Source organism: Spirosoma luteolum, assembly GCF_054778875.1.
The window spans coordinates 762,976-778,963 of sequence record NZ_BAAGZE010000003.1 but is presented as its reverse complement, the minus strand read 5'-3'; the positions used below and the strand labels follow the sequence as shown (position 1 = coordinate 778,963).

Sequence of the window (15,988 nt, the reverse complement as noted above, 5' to 3'; positions counted from 1 at the left end):
TATCGATCAGTGTTCGTATGCCGCTGATCGATAGTGTTGCCAGATCGGCCGGCCCGGCAGCAGTACCCTTCATAAGGCAGATCATTTCAGACGGCTTACTTTTTTTGCTCGATCAGCGCCAGAATTTCACGCAGTTCATCGGCCGAAATCTGCTCCTGCTCGGCAAAGTAGCTCACCAGATTTTTGTATGAATTGTCGAAGTAATCACCAACCACCTTGGTCAGTACAAACCGATTCTGATAGTATTGCTTGGTAACAATGGGGTAGTATTGATGGGTATTGCCAAAGGCCCGGTGGCCAACGTAGCCCTTTTCTTCCAGATTGCGGATAATGGTCGAGACCGTATTATAGTGCAACGGTGGGTTAGTGAAGTGGGGTACCATATCTTTCACGTAGGCCTCATCCAGCTTCCAGAGTACCTGCATGACTTCTTCTTCCTTGGCAGTCAGCTTTTCCATAGATCAAATGTAAAACGACTCGGACCGTTTTAGAACTAGTTTTCTAGTTTTTTGAGACTTGGCCCACACCGCCTGTCGTTGTAGCTTTGCAGCCTTGCTGAACAAATACGTATGAAACAAGTCGGTCTGGTACTGAGCCTGCTGGTGTGGCTGGCCGTTGGCTGCGACACCAACGTCGTTTATAAAGAATACACCGATATCGAAGACGGGAAATGGCCGGTGAGCTACGCGCCGTCGTTTACATTCGATATTACCGACGCGTCCATACCGTACAATCTCTATTACAACCTGCGCAATAGTCTCTCCTACGGATATTATAACCTGTATCTGACCCGCTACCTGCGCGATAGTCAGGGACGCGAAATCGAGTCCCGACTCGATGAACTGATTCTGATGGATCCCCGGACCGGTAAGCCAAATGGTGAAGGGCTGGGTGATTTGTTCGACCATCAGTTTCTGATCAAGCGCAACTACCGTTTTCCGAAACCGGGCCGCTATACAATGCAGATTCGGCAGTACATGCGGCAGGACCCGCTGCTTAATGTACTCAGTGTTGGCATTACCGTTGAGCGGGCAGCGCCGGCCAACTGATTGTTCCAATGCTGATTCATTTGATTCGGAAGAACTACCTGTTCTTTTTGCCCTACGCCGTACTGCTGGCTGTACTCGGTTACCTACAGCTTACGCACTCACAGGAGCAATTGATGCAGTGGGTAAACGTACGCAACAGCCCGGCGGCCGACGTGCTTTTCCCCTACGCGACGTACCTGGGCGACGGCGCCTTTTTCGTAGTCGTCAGTCTGATCCTGATGATCTACAGTCGGCCGGTGGGCATCATGAGCCTGGCTAGTTTTGCCCTGTCGTCGCTGGTATCGCTGTTTCTGAAGCAGGTGATGTACCCGCATTCGCTGCGTCCGCTCAAAATGCTCGAACACTCGACCTTCCAGTACCACCTCATAAAAGGGCTCGATATCCACAGTTACAACAGTTTTCCGTCGGGGCACACCACATCCGCCTTTGCCCTGTTCGGGTTACTGGCCTTTGTCGACAACCGTAAAGCCAGCGGGTGGATCTTCCTGCTTATTGCAGTCCTGACCGGTTACTCCCGGGTTTATTTATTTCAGCATTTTGTGGAAGATGCCTACGCCGGATCGCTCATTGGCACCGGCTCGTCGGTTGTGGTTTATCTGGCGTGGGAGCGCTGGGCTGCGGCCAAAAAAAACCGGCTGCTTCCGTAGAAACAGCCGGTCTGAACAACGCGACCGAACAGGCTATCGCAGCCGGTCGGAGCCGCGCACCAGTTTTTCGTCGCGTCGGATGAAGCGGTTGGCAAGCGCATTACAGGCCAGGGCCGCAATGATGGCGAAGAAGCCAAGCTGGTAGTCGCCCTGATCGGCCGGATTGCCGTAAGCTTTGGCAGTATAGAGCGTCCGATACAGGATAATACCCATAATTGCCGTCAGCAACAGGGCATTTACCGCGCAGAGGGCCGTCTGGGTCAGTCGATTGCGGTATTGAAAAATGGCGTAGAGCGCCAGAATGCCAACCAGCGCCAGTAACCCACCCAGATACCAGACTGGTGTAACCAGCGTGCTGGGGGCCATTGGCTGCGGCAGACCAGCCTGAGCCGCCACCGCTTGCTGCTGGGTAAACTCGAGTGCCGTCAGGCGGGCCACTTCCGAGGGCTGGCTGCCCATTTTTTCCCAGATCGGGGTCGACAGGGACACGCCGGTAGCTACCGTAATCAGAAACAAAAATATGGTTTGAACGCGTTGAATCATGAGCGCATTAACGAGTGATAAACGCGCAAAATTAGCCGAAAAATTGATAGAGTTATGAGTACAGGCGTTGAGGTGGTGATGACCGCCGATGGGTCGAACACGGTATTGAATCAGGCCCTGGGTAAAACCTACCATTCGGTCTATGGTGCCTGGCAGGAGTCGCAACGCGTCTACATCGAAATTGGCTTGCTGGAAGCCTTTGATCGGTTCACGGGGGCTATACGAATTCTGGAAATGGGATTTGGTACGGGGCTCAATGCCTTGCTGACACTGCGTGAAGCCGAACGTCGCAGTCGAACAATCCGATACGTAGGGCTCGATTCATTCCCGTTGCCGCTGGAACAGGCTCAACAACTTAACTACGATGGGTTGTTGCAAACCACGCAGCTGGCCGCGCTGCACGAAGCGCCCTGGGAAGTGCCGGTATCGGTTACGCCTTCGTTTACCCTGCAAAAACATGCCGTCAGGCTCGAAGCGTTTGCAACCACCGAGCAGTTCCACCTGATCTATTACGATGCCTTTGCCCCATCGTCTCAGCCGGAGTTGTGGGAGTCAGACATCTTTGAGAAGTTGGCCGGATTCTTGCTCCCGGGTGGTATGCTGACTACGTATTGCTCAAAGAGTTATGTGCAGCGGAATATGCGTAGTGCCGGTTTGGTAGTTGAGAAACACGACGGTCCGCATCACAAGCGCGATATACTCCGGGCCATCAGACCGGCCTGATACAAAGCTGGGTCAGCGTCTAATTTTACCGGCAGTTGAACGTTACTGAATAAATACTGCCTGTGACTTAACGCGCCAATACCGTATGAAACGCCTGTCCGTATTAACCCTCACACTTGCCCTGTTTGCGCTGTGCGCTTTTCGTCTGCCGACCCCCGTCAGTTCGGTGCCTGCGCCTGCCGAGCCTAAGCACATCAAATGGCTCACCATTCAACAGGCTTACGCCCTGACCCAGAAAGCGCCCCGTAAGTTTGTGATCGACGTGTACACCGACTGGTGCGGCTGGTGCAAACGCATGGATCGGGATACCTTTTCACAACCCGCCATTGTCGATTATGTCAATGCCAATTACTACCCGGTTCGGTTCAATGCCGAGCAAACGGGCGATGTCGTGTTGGGCAAACAAACCTTCAAATACGTTGGTGGAGGAGGGCGTGGGGTGCACGAACTGGCGGCTGCACTGCTCCGTAATCAGATGAGCTACCCGACCACCGTGTTCATGGACGAAAAGTTTCAGCTCATTCAGCCCATACCAGGTTACCTCGAGCCGCTTACTTTCCACCAGATCATCACGTATTTCGGGAGCGATAACCACCAGAAGGAGCCATTCGACAAATACAAGGCCGGAACCTATACCAAAGAATATCGGGCCGAATTATCGGCGGGAAAATGAAAATAACAGGCATTTGTTTCGGAACGCGGTCTTGTGGCCGCGTTTCTGCGTTTTAGCGAATCCTGTTAAAAACCGTAAATTTGACAGCGTAAGTAGCTAAACTCAATTACATACATGAATCAACAACTAACGCTGCTGGCAGCTCTGGCTCTTTCACTGGGCACGGGTACCGCAGAGGCTCACTGGATTGTTCGGCCCCCTAAAGCGGGCAAGCCAATGGTTACCGCGGGTCCCCGGAAGTTTATCGATCCCCAAAACATGGATATGTCGGTAAAACCGGGCGACGATTTTTACCAGTATGCCAATGGAAACTGGCTGAAACAGCACGCCATTCCGGCGTCGAAAACCTCGTGGGGTAGTTTCAATGAACTGCGTGACAAAAGTCTCGACGCCATGAAGTCGCTGCTCGAAGAGGCTAGTAAAACCCCCACGAAAGGACGGCTTTATCAGATGGTGGGCGATTTCTACGTGAGTGGTATGGATACGGCTACTATCGAGAAACGCGGTTTCGATCCTATCAAACCAGATCTGGCCCGTATCGAAAAAGTCAATAATAAACAGGCCTTCTTCGACGAACTGGCTTACCAGCGCACACAGGGCAACGGTATGTTGTTTGGTTTCGGCATCACGCAGGATCGCAAGAACGTTACTAAATACATGCCTTCGTTCGGGCAGGGGGGGACTACCTTACCCGACCGTGATTATTACCTTAAGAACGACGCCCGTAGTACCAAAATCCGTGATGCCTACGTCGACAACCTGACTAAAATGTTCGGCCTGATCGGCGAAGAGCCAACCCAGGCTTCGCAGGATGCTGATGTTGTGCTGCGGCTCGAAACCGCACTGGCCAAGGCGCAGATGTCGCGGGTCGAGATGCGCGATCCGTACAAGACCTACAACAAACTGACCATTGCCGGTTTCAACCAGCAAACACCCGGTATCAACTGGAATGACCAGCTGACCAAGTTTGGGGTGAAGAATCAGGACTCGGTACTGGTGCAAAACCCCGCGTTCTACCATTCGCTCGACAGCCTCATCACAGCAACGCCGATCGAAGACCTGCGCACCTACATGCGCTGGAACATACTGAAAGGCGCAGCCCCCTTCCTGAGCGATGCCTTTGTGAAACAGAATTTCGCATTCTCGCGGGTGCTGACGGGTCAGAAAGTGCAAACGCCCCGCTGGGAGCGCGTGAGTGGCCTGATCGATGGGACGCTGGGCGATCTGCTCGGGCAGCTCTACGTACAGACGTATTTCAAACCTGAAGCCAAACAGCGTATGCTGGGCCTGGTCGACAACCTGGAAGCGTCGTACAAAGAGCACATCAAAAACCTCGACTGGATGAGCGATGAAACCAAAAAACGGGCGCTCAACAAGCTTACGTCGTTTAAACGCAAAATCGGTTACCCCGATAAGTGGAAAAACTACGATGGCGTCACCATTGCCCGCAATGACTACTACGGCAATGTGAAATCGGCCAGCCGCTGGTCGTACAATTACATGCTTAACCGGCTGGGTAAGCCTGTCGATAAAACGGAGTGGAGCATGACTCCGCCCACAGTAAATGCCTATTACAGTCCTGTCAACAACGAGATTGCGTTTCCGGCTGCTATTCTGCAGTTTCCCTTCTTCGATTTCGACGCCGATGACGCTGTTAACTACGGGGGTATCGGCGCCGTAATTGGCCACGAAATGACCCACGGTTTCGACGATTCGGGGCGGCAATACGATGCTGATGGTACCCTGCGCGATTGGTGGACAAAGACAGACGCCGACAACTTCAAAAAACGCGCCGACCAGGTGAAAGAGCAATTCTTCGGCTTTAAAGTACTGGATTCGCTGAAAGTAAACGGTCAGCTGACACTGGGCGAGAATCTGGCCGATCTGGGTGGACTGGCTATTGCTTATGATGCGTTCAAGAAGACGCCCCAGGGCAAATCGAAAACCAAGATTGATGGTTTCACCCCCGACCAGCGTTTCTTCCTGTCATGGGCGCAGGTATGGCGTATCAACGTACTGCCCGAAACTCAGGCACAGCTCATTATGACCGATCCGCATGCACCGGGTATGTACCGCTGCAACGGGCCGCTCTCAAATATTGATGCCTGGTATCAGGCCTTCAATGTACAGCCTGACAACCGGATGTATAAAAAACCAGCCGACCGTATTCGGGTCTGGTAGTCAATCAGTATTGGTAGAGGAGAAGCCGCATCAGCACCAGCTGATGCGGCTTTTTTGTAATTTACAGGCGGTCTGGTCTATTGTATCAAACCCACGGACAAATCATGAACTCGTACACCCTTGTGTTGCTGGCTGGTCTAAGCATGCTGGCCTGCCAGTCTAAACCAAAACAGGAGTCGGCATCAGCCGCAGTTGCCGTTGACGATAGCGCTGCCAGTCTGTCTAAACGCCCCGGGCCCGACGCACCCCGATCAGCCGCCGACCGGTTGGTACGAGCACTGTACTTCGAACACAGCAAAAAAGAAAATCCCCTGCGCGAAACCCGGGATCGGGGGGTAGTCGATCAGTTTTTTGCGCCTGCCCTGGCCAATCATATCTGGGCTCGCCAGGGCAGAAGAGCAGCCGGCATCAATCCACTGCTGGGTGTATCCGATACGGATGTGAGTAAAATCTGGGTCGAGCCTGCAGCGGTCGGGGGCACCAGGGCTGTAGTGTATGTCACCTTCCAGAAGGCCGGTAAACCACAGGAAATCAAGGTCGAACTGGTGCGGATCGATCAAAGCCGCTGGCGGATTGCTGAACTGACCTATCCCGACGGCCGTCGCCTGAGTGAGTCATGATCGACGCAGCTGGATGAGATTTTTCAGACGCGGGTAAAACAATTTTATCTGCCATGAATGGCTTGACTGTCAAGTGCTTGACAAAATCAAAAGCGAAGTTTTTTGCCTATTGTGAGTGCTGTCGACGAGAATATTCTGAATTATTTTGAAAGCATGTGTTGACAACACCACGAAACTGTGTAATTTTGCAACTCCAAACCCGGCAGGGGGCGGGAATTGTTCATTGACAGTGCTTTTGGGGAGTTTCCAGAGTGGCCAAATGGATCAGACTGTAAATCTGCTGGCGTACGCCTTCGGAGGTTCGAATCCTCCACTCCCCACCAACTGGACGTTATAAAGTTTAAGCGTTAGCAGGTCAAAACGTAGCGAAAGGCGAGAGCCGGCCCTGCGACTGTGCAACGGTTTAACTATCTAACTCCGCTTTTGCGGAAGTAGCTCAATTGGTAGAGCGATAGCCTTCCAAGCTATAGGTTGCGGGTTCGAGACCCGTCTTCCGCTCCAAGGACTAAGTTGAAAAGTTGCATAGTTAACTGTTGTAGAGCCTTCAGCCTGCTGATGACAAACTGTACAGCCTGGTGACTGCAAGACTTTACAGCGTTCTTACAAGCCGTTATAGCTCAGCGGTAGAGCACTTCCTTGGTAAGGAAGAGGTCCGGGGTTCAAGTCCCCGTAACGGCTCAGGACTTCCGGTGTGAAGTCTTTTTGACGGGGCCGCCCGTGCGGTTTTTAAGCCAAAACGGTGTCATATTCTGTGAGAAGATGATATCGTCTGGCTTAATTTTATGTTCAGCGAGTTCATCCAAAAACAAAAACAGTTCACAATAGCGTTTTAAAAACATGGCAAAAGAGAATTTTGACCGCTCGAAACCGCACGTAAACATCGGTACGATTGGTCACGTTGACCACGGTAAAACGACGCTGACGGCTGCCATTACGAAAGTGCTGGCCGAAAAGGGTCTGGCCGCAATTCGGGACTTCTCCTCGATTGACAACGCCCCCGAAGAAAAAGAACGGGGTATCACCATCAATACATCGCACGTTGAGTACGCTACGGCTAACCGCCACTATGCGCACGTTGACTGCCCAGGCCACGCTGACTATGTGAAAAACATGGTAACGGGTGCCGCTCAAATGGATGGCGCTATCCTCGTGGTAGCTGCTACCGACGGACCAATGCCCCAGACGCGTGAGCACATCCTGCTCGCCCGCCAGGTAGGCGTTCCCCAGCTGGTTGTGTTCATGAACAAAGTCGATATGGTCGACGATCCTGAACTGCTGGAACTGGTTGAAATGGAAATCCGTGAACTGCTGAGCTTCTACAACTTCGACGGTGACAACATCCCTGTTATCCAGGGTTCGGCACTGGGTGGTCTGAACGGCGACGCTAAATGGGTTAAAACCATTGAAGATCTGATGGACAACGTGGATAGCTTTATCCCCCTTCCTCCCCGTCAGACCGACCTGCCATTCCTGATGCCTGTCGAGGACGTATTCTCGATCACGGGTCGTGGTACGGTTGCTACCGGCCGTATCGAGCGTGGTGTAATCAACTCGGGGGAACCTGTCGAAATCCTCGGTATGGGTGCTGAAAACCTGAAGTCGGTTGTAACCGGTGTTGAAATGTTCCGGAAAATTCTGGACCGTGGCGAAGCTGGTGACAACGTAGGTCTGCTGCTCCGTGGTATTGAGAAAACCGATATCCGTCGTGGTATGGTTATCTGTAAGCCTGGTTCGGTAACCCCGCACATGAAATTCAAAGCTGAGGTTTACGTACTGTCGAAAGAAGAAGGTGGCCGTCACACGCCGTTCTTCAACAAGTACCGCCCTCAGTTCTACTTCCGTACCACGGATGTAACGGGTGAGATCTCGCTGCCAGCCAACGTAGAGATGGTTATGCCAGGCGATAACATCACGATCGAAGTAAACCTGATCAACAAAATCGCCATGGAGAAAGGTCTCCGTTTCGCTATCCGCGAAGGTGGTCGCACCGTTGGTGCTGGTCAGGTAACGGAAATTCTCGACTAGTAAGTAGCTTAGAACAAGTGCATTTCTTAACGGAAATGCACTTGTTTTTTAAGATTATTTCGTACTTTTGCAGTCCGTTTCGGAAGCAACCGTTACGGACTTTTTTTAGGTAGTCGCACGACGCGTACCATACGGGTGTAGTTCAAGGGTAGAATAGCGGTCTCCAAAACCGTTGATGGGAGTTCGAATCTCTCCACCCGTGCCAATTCCTATTCTGACAATGGACAAGTTTATTTCGTTTCTGAAGGCCTCCTGGGAGGAAGTTCAGCACAACGTTACTTGGCCTAAATTCAGCGAACTGCAGTCCAGCTCGACACTGGTACTGGTAGCCTCGCTGATTTTTGCGCTGATGGTCGGGCTGATTGATGTTGTGTTCGAGAATGCGCTCAACGCCTTCTATCAGTCGTTTTAACTATGATGGAGGGGGCATGGACCATCGTCATACCGACTGATTGTCCGGCAGTCATCAATCATAATCATTTACCAATATGAGCGGCATACAGTGGTACGTCATTCGGGCCGTATCGGGGCAGGAGAAGAAAATCAAATCATACCTCGATAACGAAATTCTCCGGCAAAACCTGGACGAAGTTATTCCCCAGGTTCTGATTCCGGCTGAGAAGGTCTACGAAATGCGTAACGGTAAGAAGCGCGTTCGGGAGAAATCGTTTTTTCCGGGATATATTCTGATCTCCGCTGATCTCGGCAACAACCGGGCACTCGACATGATCCTGAACATGCCCGGTGTACTCGGCTTTCTCGGCAACTCACAGGTAGGCACGACATCGAAAGTACCCGTTCCTCTGCGCGAAGCAGAAGTACGGCGAATCCTGGGTAAAGCTGAAGAAGAAGCGCAGGAAATCGCGGCTCCAACGGTGGCTTATCTGAAAGGTGAATCAATCAAGGTTGTGGATGGGCCGTTTGGCGGTTTCATTGGCACAGTAGAAGAAGTTTTTGACGACCGGAAGAAACTGAACGTCGTTGTAAAAATATTTGGCCGGAATACTCCGGTAGAACTCAGTTACGCGCAAGTAGAAAAGGAAAACTAGCGGCAACGCTGGCTATCCACCCGGTCGGGCGTTCTATGCTTCCCTCAGAGGACAAACGACCAAACCAGCTTGGTTTATGGTGAATGAGTGCTCATTGCGGGTATGTGACTACCGGATGGGCAACCTGTAATCAGAAATCATAAATTAACCAGAACAATGGCAAAAGAAGTAGGTGGCTACGTAAAGCTCCAAGTCAAAGGCGGGCAGGCCAACCCCTCACCTCCAATCGGTCCGGCACTGGGTTCCAAGGGTTTGAATATCATGGAATTCTGCAAGCAGTTCAACGGCCGTACGCAGGACAAAATGGGTATGGTGTTGCCGGTTTTGATTACGTATTACAAGGATAAATCCTTTGATTTCGTCATCAAAACTCCGCCCGCGCCGATTCTGCTGATGGAAGCAGCTAAGCTGAAAGGCGGCTCTGCTCAACCAAACCGCAACAAAGTTGGCTCAGTAACGTGGGACCAAATCCGGACGATCGCGGAAACGAAGATGCCCGATTTGAACGCCTTCACGGTTGAGTCGGCAATGCGTCAGGTGGCCGGAACGGCCCGCAGCATGGGTATCACGGTGACGGGTGCTGCGCCCTTCGAGAACTAATAGACTTGCTGAGGCAAACACAGAGATGGCTAAGTTAACGAAAAAACAAAAAGAAGCACTGTCGAAGTATGACGCTGCTAAGGAATATTCGCTCGAACAGGCAGCTGGTATTCTGAAGGAGATCTCGTACACCAAATTCGATGCTTCTGTGGATATTGATGTTCGGTTGGGCGTCGATCCGCGTAAAGCCGACCAAATGGTACGGGGCGTTGCCACGCTGCCACATGGTACAGGTAAAACGGTTCGCGTTCTGGTGCTCTGCACGCCGGACAAGGAAAACGAAGCGAAAGAAGCTGGTGCTGACTTCGTAGGTCTGGACGATTACATTCAGAAGATTGAACAAGGCTGGACGGATGTCGACGTGATTATCACGATGCCAAACGTAATGGCCAAAGTTGGTCGTCTGGGTAAAGTACTGGGTCCTCGTGGGCTGATGCCAAACCCGAAATCGGGTACGGTAACGCCCGAAGTTGGCAAAGCTGTTCGTGAGGTGAAGGCTGGTAAAATCGACTTTAAAGTCGACAAAACCGGTATCATTCATACCAGCATTGGTAAAGTATCGTTCTCGCCCGAAAAGCTGGCCGAGAACGCGCAGGAAATTATCGCCACGCTGATGCGTCTAAAGCCTTCGTCGGCCAAGGGTACATACGTGAAGACGATTAACCTGTCGAGCACGATGAGTCCGGGAGTAACGATTGATAAAGGCACAGTAGCCGGAATTTAAGCCATGAAGCGCGAGGGCAAAGGAGCAATTATTGAGGAATTGACTGGTAAGTTTCAGTCGACTCCCTTCTTCTACATCACGGAAGCCAATGGCATGACGGTTGCTGAAACCAACAACCTCCGTCGGATGTGTTTTGAGCGGGGCATTGAGTACAAAGTGGTGAAGAATACCTTCATCAAAAAAGCACTCGAAACCCTCGATACGGATTATACGCCGTTCAACGATACGGTGCTGCAAGGCCAGTCGGCAGTGATGTTTCACGCCGAAAACGGTAAAGCACCGGCCCAATTGATTAAAGAATTCCGGAAGACCAGTGACAAACTCCAACTGAAAGGTGCGTCGATCGACAGCAGTCTCTTCATTGGAGCCGATCAACTCGATACCCTCATCGCGCTGAAGAGCCGCGAAGAACTCATCGGCGAGATCGTTGGTCTGCTGCAGTCGCCTGCCAAGAATGTTATCTCGGCACTCCAGGGCGGTGGCAACAAACTGGCCGGTATCCTCAAGACGCTGTCGGAGCGCGAGGAAGCCGCTTAATTTTCCTTCCGATAGGTTAATCTCAATCTTGTATCACAATCAAATTTAGAATACGACAATGGCAGATTTGAAAGCGTTCGCTGAGCAGCTTGTAAGCCTGACGGTTAAAGAAGTAAACGAACTGGCTACCATTCTGAAAGATGAGTATGGCATCGAGCCGGCTGCTGCAGCTCCGGTAATGGTTGCTGGTGGTGGCGCTGGCGCCGGTGATGGTGCTCCCGCTGCGGCTGAGAAAACGTCGTTCGACGTGATCCTGAAGTCGGCTGGTGCTGCTAAACTGGCTGTGGTGAAACTGGTTAAAGACCTGACCGGTCTGGGCCTGAAAGAAGCTAAAGAACTGGTTGACGGTGCTCCAAAACCAGTTAAAGAAGGCGTTGCCAAAGACGAAGCTGAATCGCTGCGCAAGCAACTCGAAGAAGCTGGTGCTGAAGTAGAAGTGAAGTAAGCAACTGCTCATTCACATACCGCTCTAAGCAGGAGAGGCCAGACATTATGTCTGGTCTTTTCCTGCTTAGAGATTTTTTGTCTATGCACTTGCAAAAGACAAACTTAATCTTATTGCCTTACGTTGTCTATTTACGCCCCTTGGGTTGGTTGACACCTGGGGTCTCGAATAGCCGCTTAGTTCGAGTGCTGTAGCAACGCTTCGCAACACACTCATTGAGAATCGGTTACGCAACTAAACGAAGTACAATCTTGGCTACAAACGCGAAAATCAGTACGCGCAAAAACTTTGCGACGATTCAGCCAGTGATTGGGTATCCCGACTTTCTGGATATTCAAGTAAAATCCTTCAAAGATTTTTTCCAGCTTGACACGCCTTCCAACCAACGGTCGGAAGAGGGGCTGTTCAAGGTTTTTCAGGAAAACTTCCCAATTTCTGATTCCCGCGAAAACTTCAAACTGGAGTTTATCGATTATTCGGTTGACCCACCGAAGTATTCAGTCGATGAATCGATCGACCGGGGACTTACCTATTCTGTACCGCTGAAAGCGAAACTGCGGCTCTCGAACAACGATCCTGACAACGAGGATTTTGAAACGATTGAGCAGGAAGTGTTTCTGGGCAACATCCCATATATGACCGAGAAAGGCTCGTTTGTCATTAACGGAGCCGAACGGGTGATTGTTTCGCAGCTTCACCGCTCGCCAGGTGTGTTCTTCTCAATGAGCAAACATACCAACGGTACCAAACTGTACTCAGCTCGGATCATCCCGTTCAAGGGGTCCTGGATTGAGTTCTCGACGGACGTCAACAACGTCATGTATGCATACATCGATCGGAAGAAGAAATTCCCCGTGACGACGTTGCTGCGTGCCATTGGTTTTGGCTCCGACAAAGATATTCTCGACCTGTTTGGTCTGTCGGAAGAGGTGCCCGCAACGGCTGCCAATCTGAAAAAAGCCATTGGTCGTCGGTTGGCTGCCCGGGTACTGCGCACCTGGACGGAAGACTTCGTCGATGAAGATACGGGCGAAGTTGTTTCGATCAGCCGGAACGAAGTATTGCTCGAGCGTGACTCGGCTATCTCCGTTGACGATATCGAAACCATTACGGAATCGGGCCAGAAGTCGGTCATCCTGCATAAGGAAGACATGAACATGGCCGATTACAACATCATTTATAATACCCTGCAGAAAGATAGCTCCAACTCTGAAAAAGAAGCGGTGGAGCAAATCTATCGGCAGCTGCGTAATGCTGATGCGCCCGATGAGCAGGCCGCCCGGGAAATTATCCAGAGCCTGTTCTTCTCCGACAAGCGTTACGACCTGGGTGACGTTGGCCGGTACCGGATCAACAAGAAGCTGGGTCTCGACATCTCGTCGGACATGAAAGTACTGACGACTGAGGACATTGTCTCGATCGTGAAGTACCTGATCGGTCTGATCAACTCGAAGGCCGTAGTCGATGATATTGACCACCTGAGCAACCGGCGGGTTCGTACCGTTGGTGAGCAGCTGTACGCGCAGTTCGGCGTAGGTCTGGCCCGTATGGCCCGGACTATCAAAGAACGGATGAACGTGCGGGACAACGAGGATTTTAAGCCCGTTGACCTGATTAATGCCCGTACATTGTCGTCGGTGATCAACTCGTTCTTCGGCACAAACCAGCTGTCGCAGTTCATGGACCAAACCAACCCGCTGGCCGAGGTGACGCACAAGCGTCGGATGTCGGCACTGGGACCCGGTGGTCTGTCGCGCGAGCGGGCGGGCTTCGAGGTTCGTGACGTTCACTACACCCACTACGGGCGTCTGTGTACGATTGAAACGCCTGAAGGACCGAACATTGGTCTGATTTCGTCGCTATGCGTATACGCCAAGATCAACAGCATGGGCTTTATCGAAACGCCGTACCGGGTTATTGAAAACGGGAAGGTATCGATGGATAAGCCGGTGATGTACCTGACGGCTGAAGAAGAAGATACGCACTACATTGCTCAGGCAAATGCCGGCGTCGACAAAAAGGGTAATTTTCAGGTTGACCGTCTGAAGGCTCGTTTCGAAGGCGACTTTCCGATGGCCGAGCCTGCGAACGTGACGTTCATGGACATTGCACCCAACCAGATTGTATCGGTGGCTGCGTCGATGATTCCGTTCCTCGAGCACGACGATGCCAACCGGGCCCTGATGGGTTCGAACATGCAGCGTCAGGCCGTACCACTGCTGCGCCCCGAAGCGCCTATCGTGGGTACGGGTCTGGAAGGACGTGTGGCTGTCGATTCACGGACGCTGGTCATTGCTGAAGCAGATGGCACCATCGAATTCGTTGATTCGACGAAGATCGTTGTCCGTTACAACCTCGATGACGACCAGATGGCCGTATCGTTCGACGAAGACCGGAAAACGTACAACCTGATTAAATTCCGCCGTACCAACCAGGATACGTGCATCAACATCAAGCCAACCGTCCTGAAAGGGCAGAAGGTGAAGAAAGGCGATGTGCTCTGCGAAGGGTACGCAACGCAGGCCGGCGAGCTGGCACTGGGTCGTAACATGAAGGTTGCCTTCATGCCCTGGCAGGGATACAACTTCGAGGATGCTATCGTGATCTCGGAGCGTGTTGTGCGGGAAGATATCTTTACCTCGATCCACATCGAAGAGTTTGAACTCGAAGTACGGGATACCAAACGGGGTGAAGAAGAACTGACCTCAGAAATTCCCAACGTTTCGGAAGAAACAGTTCGTAATCTCGATGAGAACGGTATCGTTCGTATTGGTACGGAAGTTAAGGAAGGCGATATCCTGATCGGTAAAATCACGCCGAAAGGGGAGAGTGACCCAACGCCGGAAGAAAAACTACTCCGCGCCATTTTCGGCGATAAGGCCGGTGACGTGAAAGATGCATCGAAGAAAGCACCACCGTCGCTTAAAGGCGTGGTTATCGATACCAAACTGTTTGCGCGGCCGGCCAAAGAAGACCGGGGTAAGCACAAAGAAGAGGTAAAGGTGCTGATGAAGAAGTACGGCCGGGAGCTGAACGACTTCCGTGCCCGGATGATCGAGAAAACGGTCGCCCTGCTCGAAGGCAAAACCAGCGCGGGTGTGAAGCACAAATTCGGCGACGAAATTGTGAGCAAGGGTGTCAAGTTCAACCGGAAGAACATTACGGAGAACCTGTTCCCTGACAAAAACAACTACCGCGACGAGAGCAGCTACGCCGTTCCGGAAGAAGCCAACCTCCTGTCGGATATCAGCCTCGAAAGCTGGACCGACGACGAGAAGGTAAACCAGATGGTTGTGTCGCTCGTGAAGAACTACAACAACCGTCGTAGCGAAATCACGGGTCGGTTCAAGCGGGAGCGCTTTACCCTCGAGGTGGGCGATGAATTGCCTGCAGGTATCGTTAAGCTGGCTAAAGTTTATATCGCCAAGAAGCGTAAGCTGAAAGTAGGGGATAAAATGGCTGGTCGCCACGGTAACAAAGGGGTTGTGGCCCGGATCGTACGGGACGAGGACATGCCCTTCCTGGAAGACGGAACGAAAGTCGACATCGTACTGAACCCGCTGGGCGTACCATCCCGGATGAACCTGGGTCAGATTTATGAGACCGTACTGGCATGGGCTGGCCAGAAACTGAACCGGAAATATGCGACGCCAATTTTTGACGGAGCGACGGAGCAGCAGGTTGCCGATGAGCTGAATGAAGCAGGTCTGCCTTCGTTTGGTCGTACGTACCTCTACAACGGTCTGACGGGCGAACGCTTTGACCAACCCGTAACGGTGGGTATCATCTACATGCTGAAACTGGGTCACCTGGTCGACGACAAGATGCACGCCCGTTCGATCGGTCCATACTCGCTCATCACGCAGCAGCCGCTGGGTGGTAAGGCGCAGTTCGGAGGTCAGCGGTTTGGCGAGATGGAAGTGTGGGCGCTCGAGGCTTTCGGGGCATCAAACATCCTGCAGGAAATCCTGACCGTTAAATCGGATGATGTAGTTGGCCGTGCCAAAGCGTATGAGGCTATCGTAAAAGGGGAGAACCTGCCGAAGCCGAACATTCCGGAGTCATTCAACGTACTGGTTCACGAGCTTCGTGGCCTGGCGCTTGAAATCACGTTAGAATAATAAAGTTTTCAGTTTACAGTTTTTCGTTTTCAGTTGGCGGGTGTAGGATTG

The 15,988-nt window shown here is 51.9% G+C and carries 16 protein-coding genes and 4 tRNA genes; 18 read left to right on the top strand and 2 right to left on the bottom strand.

What is annotated here, in order from left to right:
- Positions 1-95: 95 nt before the first annotated feature.
- Positions 96-458, bottom strand: coding sequence for a BlaI/MecI/CopY family transcriptional regulator (locus ACYVAC_RS05960; RefSeq protein ID WP_461096680.1), 363 nt, complete (start codon positions 456-458; stop codon positions 96-98).
- Positions 459-569: 111 nt separating this feature from the next.
- On the opposite strand from ACYVAC_RS05960, the gene ACYVAC_RS05955 reads away from it, so the two are divergent.
- Both ACYVAC_RS05955 and ACYVAC_RS05950 read left to right on the top strand, forming a co-directional pair.
- Complete coding sequence (locus tag ACYVAC_RS05955) at positions 570-1,049, top strand: gliding motility lipoprotein GldH (protein WP_461096678.1); 480 nt, start codon at positions 570-572, stop codon at positions 1,047-1,049.
- Positions 1,050-1,057: 8 nt separating this feature from the next.
- Entirely contained in the window at positions 1,058-1,696 is a 639-nt protein-coding gene (locus tag ACYVAC_RS05950; protein ID WP_461096677.1) for a phosphatase PAP2 family protein, read from the top strand.
- Between the two features lie 33 nt (positions 1,697-1,729).
- Here ACYVAC_RS05950 and ACYVAC_RS05945 read toward each other — a convergent pair whose 3' ends face one another.
- Positions 1,730-2,239, bottom strand: a complete 510-nt coding sequence (locus tag ACYVAC_RS05945; protein ID WP_461096676.1) for a DUF4293 domain-containing protein — start codon at positions 2,237-2,239, stop codon at positions 1,730-1,732.
- A gap of 54 nt (positions 2,240-2,293) precedes the next feature.
- On the opposite strand from ACYVAC_RS05945, the gene mnmC2 reads away from it, so the two are divergent.
- The 16 genes from mnmC2 (at position 2,294) to rpoB (ending at position 15,937) form a co-directional block, all read left to right on the top strand.
- On the top strand, positions 2,294-2,962 hold the full coding sequence (gene mnmC2 / locus ACYVAC_RS05940; RefSeq protein WP_461096675.1) for a tRNA (5-methylaminomethyl-2-thiouridine)(34)-methyltransferase MnmC2: 669 nt from the start codon (positions 2,294-2,296) through the stop codon (positions 2,960-2,962).
- An 85-nt stretch (positions 2,963-3,047) separates the two neighbouring features.
- Entirely contained in the window at positions 3,048-3,635 is a 588-nt protein-coding gene (locus ACYVAC_RS05935; RefSeq protein ID WP_461096674.1) for a thioredoxin family protein, read from the top strand.
- 114 nt (positions 3,636-3,749) lie between these two features.
- Positions 3,750-5,816, top strand: coding sequence for a M13 family metallopeptidase (locus tag ACYVAC_RS05930; protein WP_461096673.1), 2,067 nt, complete (start codon positions 3,750-3,752; stop codon positions 5,814-5,816).
- A 104-nt stretch (positions 5,817-5,920) separates the two neighbouring features.
- Complete coding sequence (locus tag ACYVAC_RS05925; RefSeq protein ID WP_461096672.1) at positions 5,921-6,436, top strand: hypothetical protein; 516 nt, start codon at positions 5,921-5,923, stop codon at positions 6,434-6,436.
- 237 nt (positions 6,437-6,673) lie between these two features.
- A tRNA-Tyr gene (locus tag ACYVAC_RS05920) sits at positions 6,674-6,759 on the top strand.
- Between the two features lie 102 nt (positions 6,760-6,861).
- A tRNA-Gly gene (locus ACYVAC_RS05915) sits at positions 6,862-6,937 on the top strand.
- A 105-nt stretch (positions 6,938-7,042) separates the two neighbouring features.
- Positions 7,043-7,114: transfer RNA gene (locus ACYVAC_RS05910), tRNA-Thr, on the top strand.
- Between the two features lie 159 nt (positions 7,115-7,273).
- Positions 7,274-8,461, top strand: coding sequence for an elongation factor Tu (gene tuf, locus ACYVAC_RS05905; protein ID WP_461096671.1), 1,188 nt, complete (start codon positions 7,274-7,276; stop codon positions 8,459-8,461).
- A 131-nt stretch (positions 8,462-8,592) separates the two neighbouring features.
- A tRNA-Trp gene (locus ACYVAC_RS05900) sits at positions 8,593-8,666 on the top strand.
- Positions 8,667-8,681: 15 nt separating this feature from the next.
- Positions 8,682-8,873 carry a preprotein translocase subunit SecE gene (gene secE / locus ACYVAC_RS05895; RefSeq protein ID WP_461096670.1) on the top strand — a complete coding sequence of 64 codons (192 nt, stop codon included), beginning with the start codon at positions 8,682-8,684 and terminating at the stop codon, positions 8,871-8,873.
- 76 nt (positions 8,874-8,949) lie between these two features.
- Positions 8,950-9,510 (top strand): transcription termination/antitermination protein NusG, encoded by a 561-nt coding sequence (gene nusG, locus ACYVAC_RS05890; protein ID WP_461096669.1) that lies wholly within the window; start codon positions 8,950-8,952, stop codon positions 9,508-9,510.
- Positions 9,511-9,666: 156 nt separating this feature from the next.
- Positions 9,667-10,110: a 50S ribosomal protein L11 gene (rplK, locus tag ACYVAC_RS05885; RefSeq protein WP_461096668.1), complete on the top strand. Its 444-nt coding sequence runs from the start codon at positions 9,667-9,669 to the stop codon at positions 10,108-10,110.
- Positions 10,111-10,135: 25 nt separating this feature from the next.
- A complete protein-coding gene (gene rplA, locus ACYVAC_RS05880) occupies positions 10,136-10,834 on the top strand; it encodes a 50S ribosomal protein L1 (protein WP_461096667.1) in 699 nt (232 codons plus the stop codon).
- Between the two features lie 3 nt (positions 10,835-10,837).
- The gene (gene rplJ / locus ACYVAC_RS05875) at positions 10,838-11,371 is read left to right on the top strand and encodes a 50S ribosomal protein L10 (RefSeq protein ID WP_461096666.1); all 534 of its coding nucleotides are present in this window, start codon (positions 10,838-10,840) and stop codon (positions 11,369-11,371) included.
- Positions 11,372-11,429: 58 nt separating this feature from the next.
- Positions 11,430-11,816: a 50S ribosomal protein L7/L12 gene (gene rplL / locus ACYVAC_RS05870; protein ID WP_461096665.1), complete on the top strand. Its 387-nt coding sequence runs from the start codon at positions 11,430-11,432 to the stop codon at positions 11,814-11,816.
- Between the two features lie 251 nt (positions 11,817-12,067).
- Entirely contained in the window at positions 12,068-15,937 is a 3,870-nt protein-coding gene (gene rpoB, locus ACYVAC_RS05865; RefSeq protein ID WP_461096664.1) for a DNA-directed RNA polymerase subunit beta, read from the top strand.
- Positions 15,938-15,988: the final 51 nt, after the last annotated feature.

What these genes read in the sequence shown, in the direction of transcription:
- ACYVAC_RS05960 (WP_461096680.1), bottom strand. Translation starts at nt 458, where the DNA reads ATGGAAAAGCTGACTGCCAAGGAAGAAGAAGTCATGCAGGTACTCTGG.
- ACYVAC_RS05955 (WP_461096678.1), top strand. Translation starts at nt 570, where the DNA reads ATGAAACAAGTCGGTCTGGTACTGAGCCTGCTGGTGTGGCTGGCCGTT.
- ACYVAC_RS05950 (WP_461096677.1), top strand. Translation starts at nt 1,058, where the DNA reads ATGCTGATTCATTTGATTCGGAAGAACTACCTGTTCTTTTTGCCCTAC.
- ACYVAC_RS05945 (WP_461096676.1), bottom strand. Translation starts at nt 2,239, where the DNA reads ATGATTCAACGCGTTCAAACCATATTTTTGTTTCTGATTACGGTAGCT.
- mnmC2 (WP_461096675.1), top strand. Translation starts at nt 2,294, where the DNA reads ATGAGTACAGGCGTTGAGGTGGTGATGACCGCCGATGGGTCGAACACG.
- ACYVAC_RS05935 (WP_461096674.1), top strand. Translation starts at nt 3,048, where the DNA reads ATGAAACGCCTGTCCGTATTAACCCTCACACTTGCCCTGTTTGCGCTG.
- ACYVAC_RS05930 (WP_461096673.1), top strand. Translation starts at nt 3,750, where the DNA reads ATGAATCAACAACTAACGCTGCTGGCAGCTCTGGCTCTTTCACTGGGC.
- ACYVAC_RS05925 (WP_461096672.1), top strand. Translation starts at nt 5,921, where the DNA reads ATGAACTCGTACACCCTTGTGTTGCTGGCTGGTCTAAGCATGCTGGCC.
- tuf (WP_461096671.1), top strand. Translation starts at nt 7,274, where the DNA reads ATGGCAAAAGAGAATTTTGACCGCTCGAAACCGCACGTAAACATCGGT.
- secE (WP_461096670.1), top strand. Translation starts at nt 8,682, where the DNA reads ATGGACAAGTTTATTTCGTTTCTGAAGGCCTCCTGGGAGGAAGTTCAG.
- nusG (WP_461096669.1), top strand. Translation starts at nt 8,950, where the DNA reads ATGAGCGGCATACAGTGGTACGTCATTCGGGCCGTATCGGGGCAGGAG.
- rplK (WP_461096668.1), top strand. Translation starts at nt 9,667, where the DNA reads ATGGCAAAAGAAGTAGGTGGCTACGTAAAGCTCCAAGTCAAAGGCGGG.
- rplA (WP_461096667.1), top strand. Translation starts at nt 10,136, where the DNA reads ATGGCTAAGTTAACGAAAAAACAAAAAGAAGCACTGTCGAAGTATGAC.
- rplJ (WP_461096666.1), top strand. Translation starts at nt 10,838, where the DNA reads ATGAAGCGCGAGGGCAAAGGAGCAATTATTGAGGAATTGACTGGTAAG.
- rplL (WP_461096665.1), top strand. Translation starts at nt 11,430, where the DNA reads ATGGCAGATTTGAAAGCGTTCGCTGAGCAGCTTGTAAGCCTGACGGTT.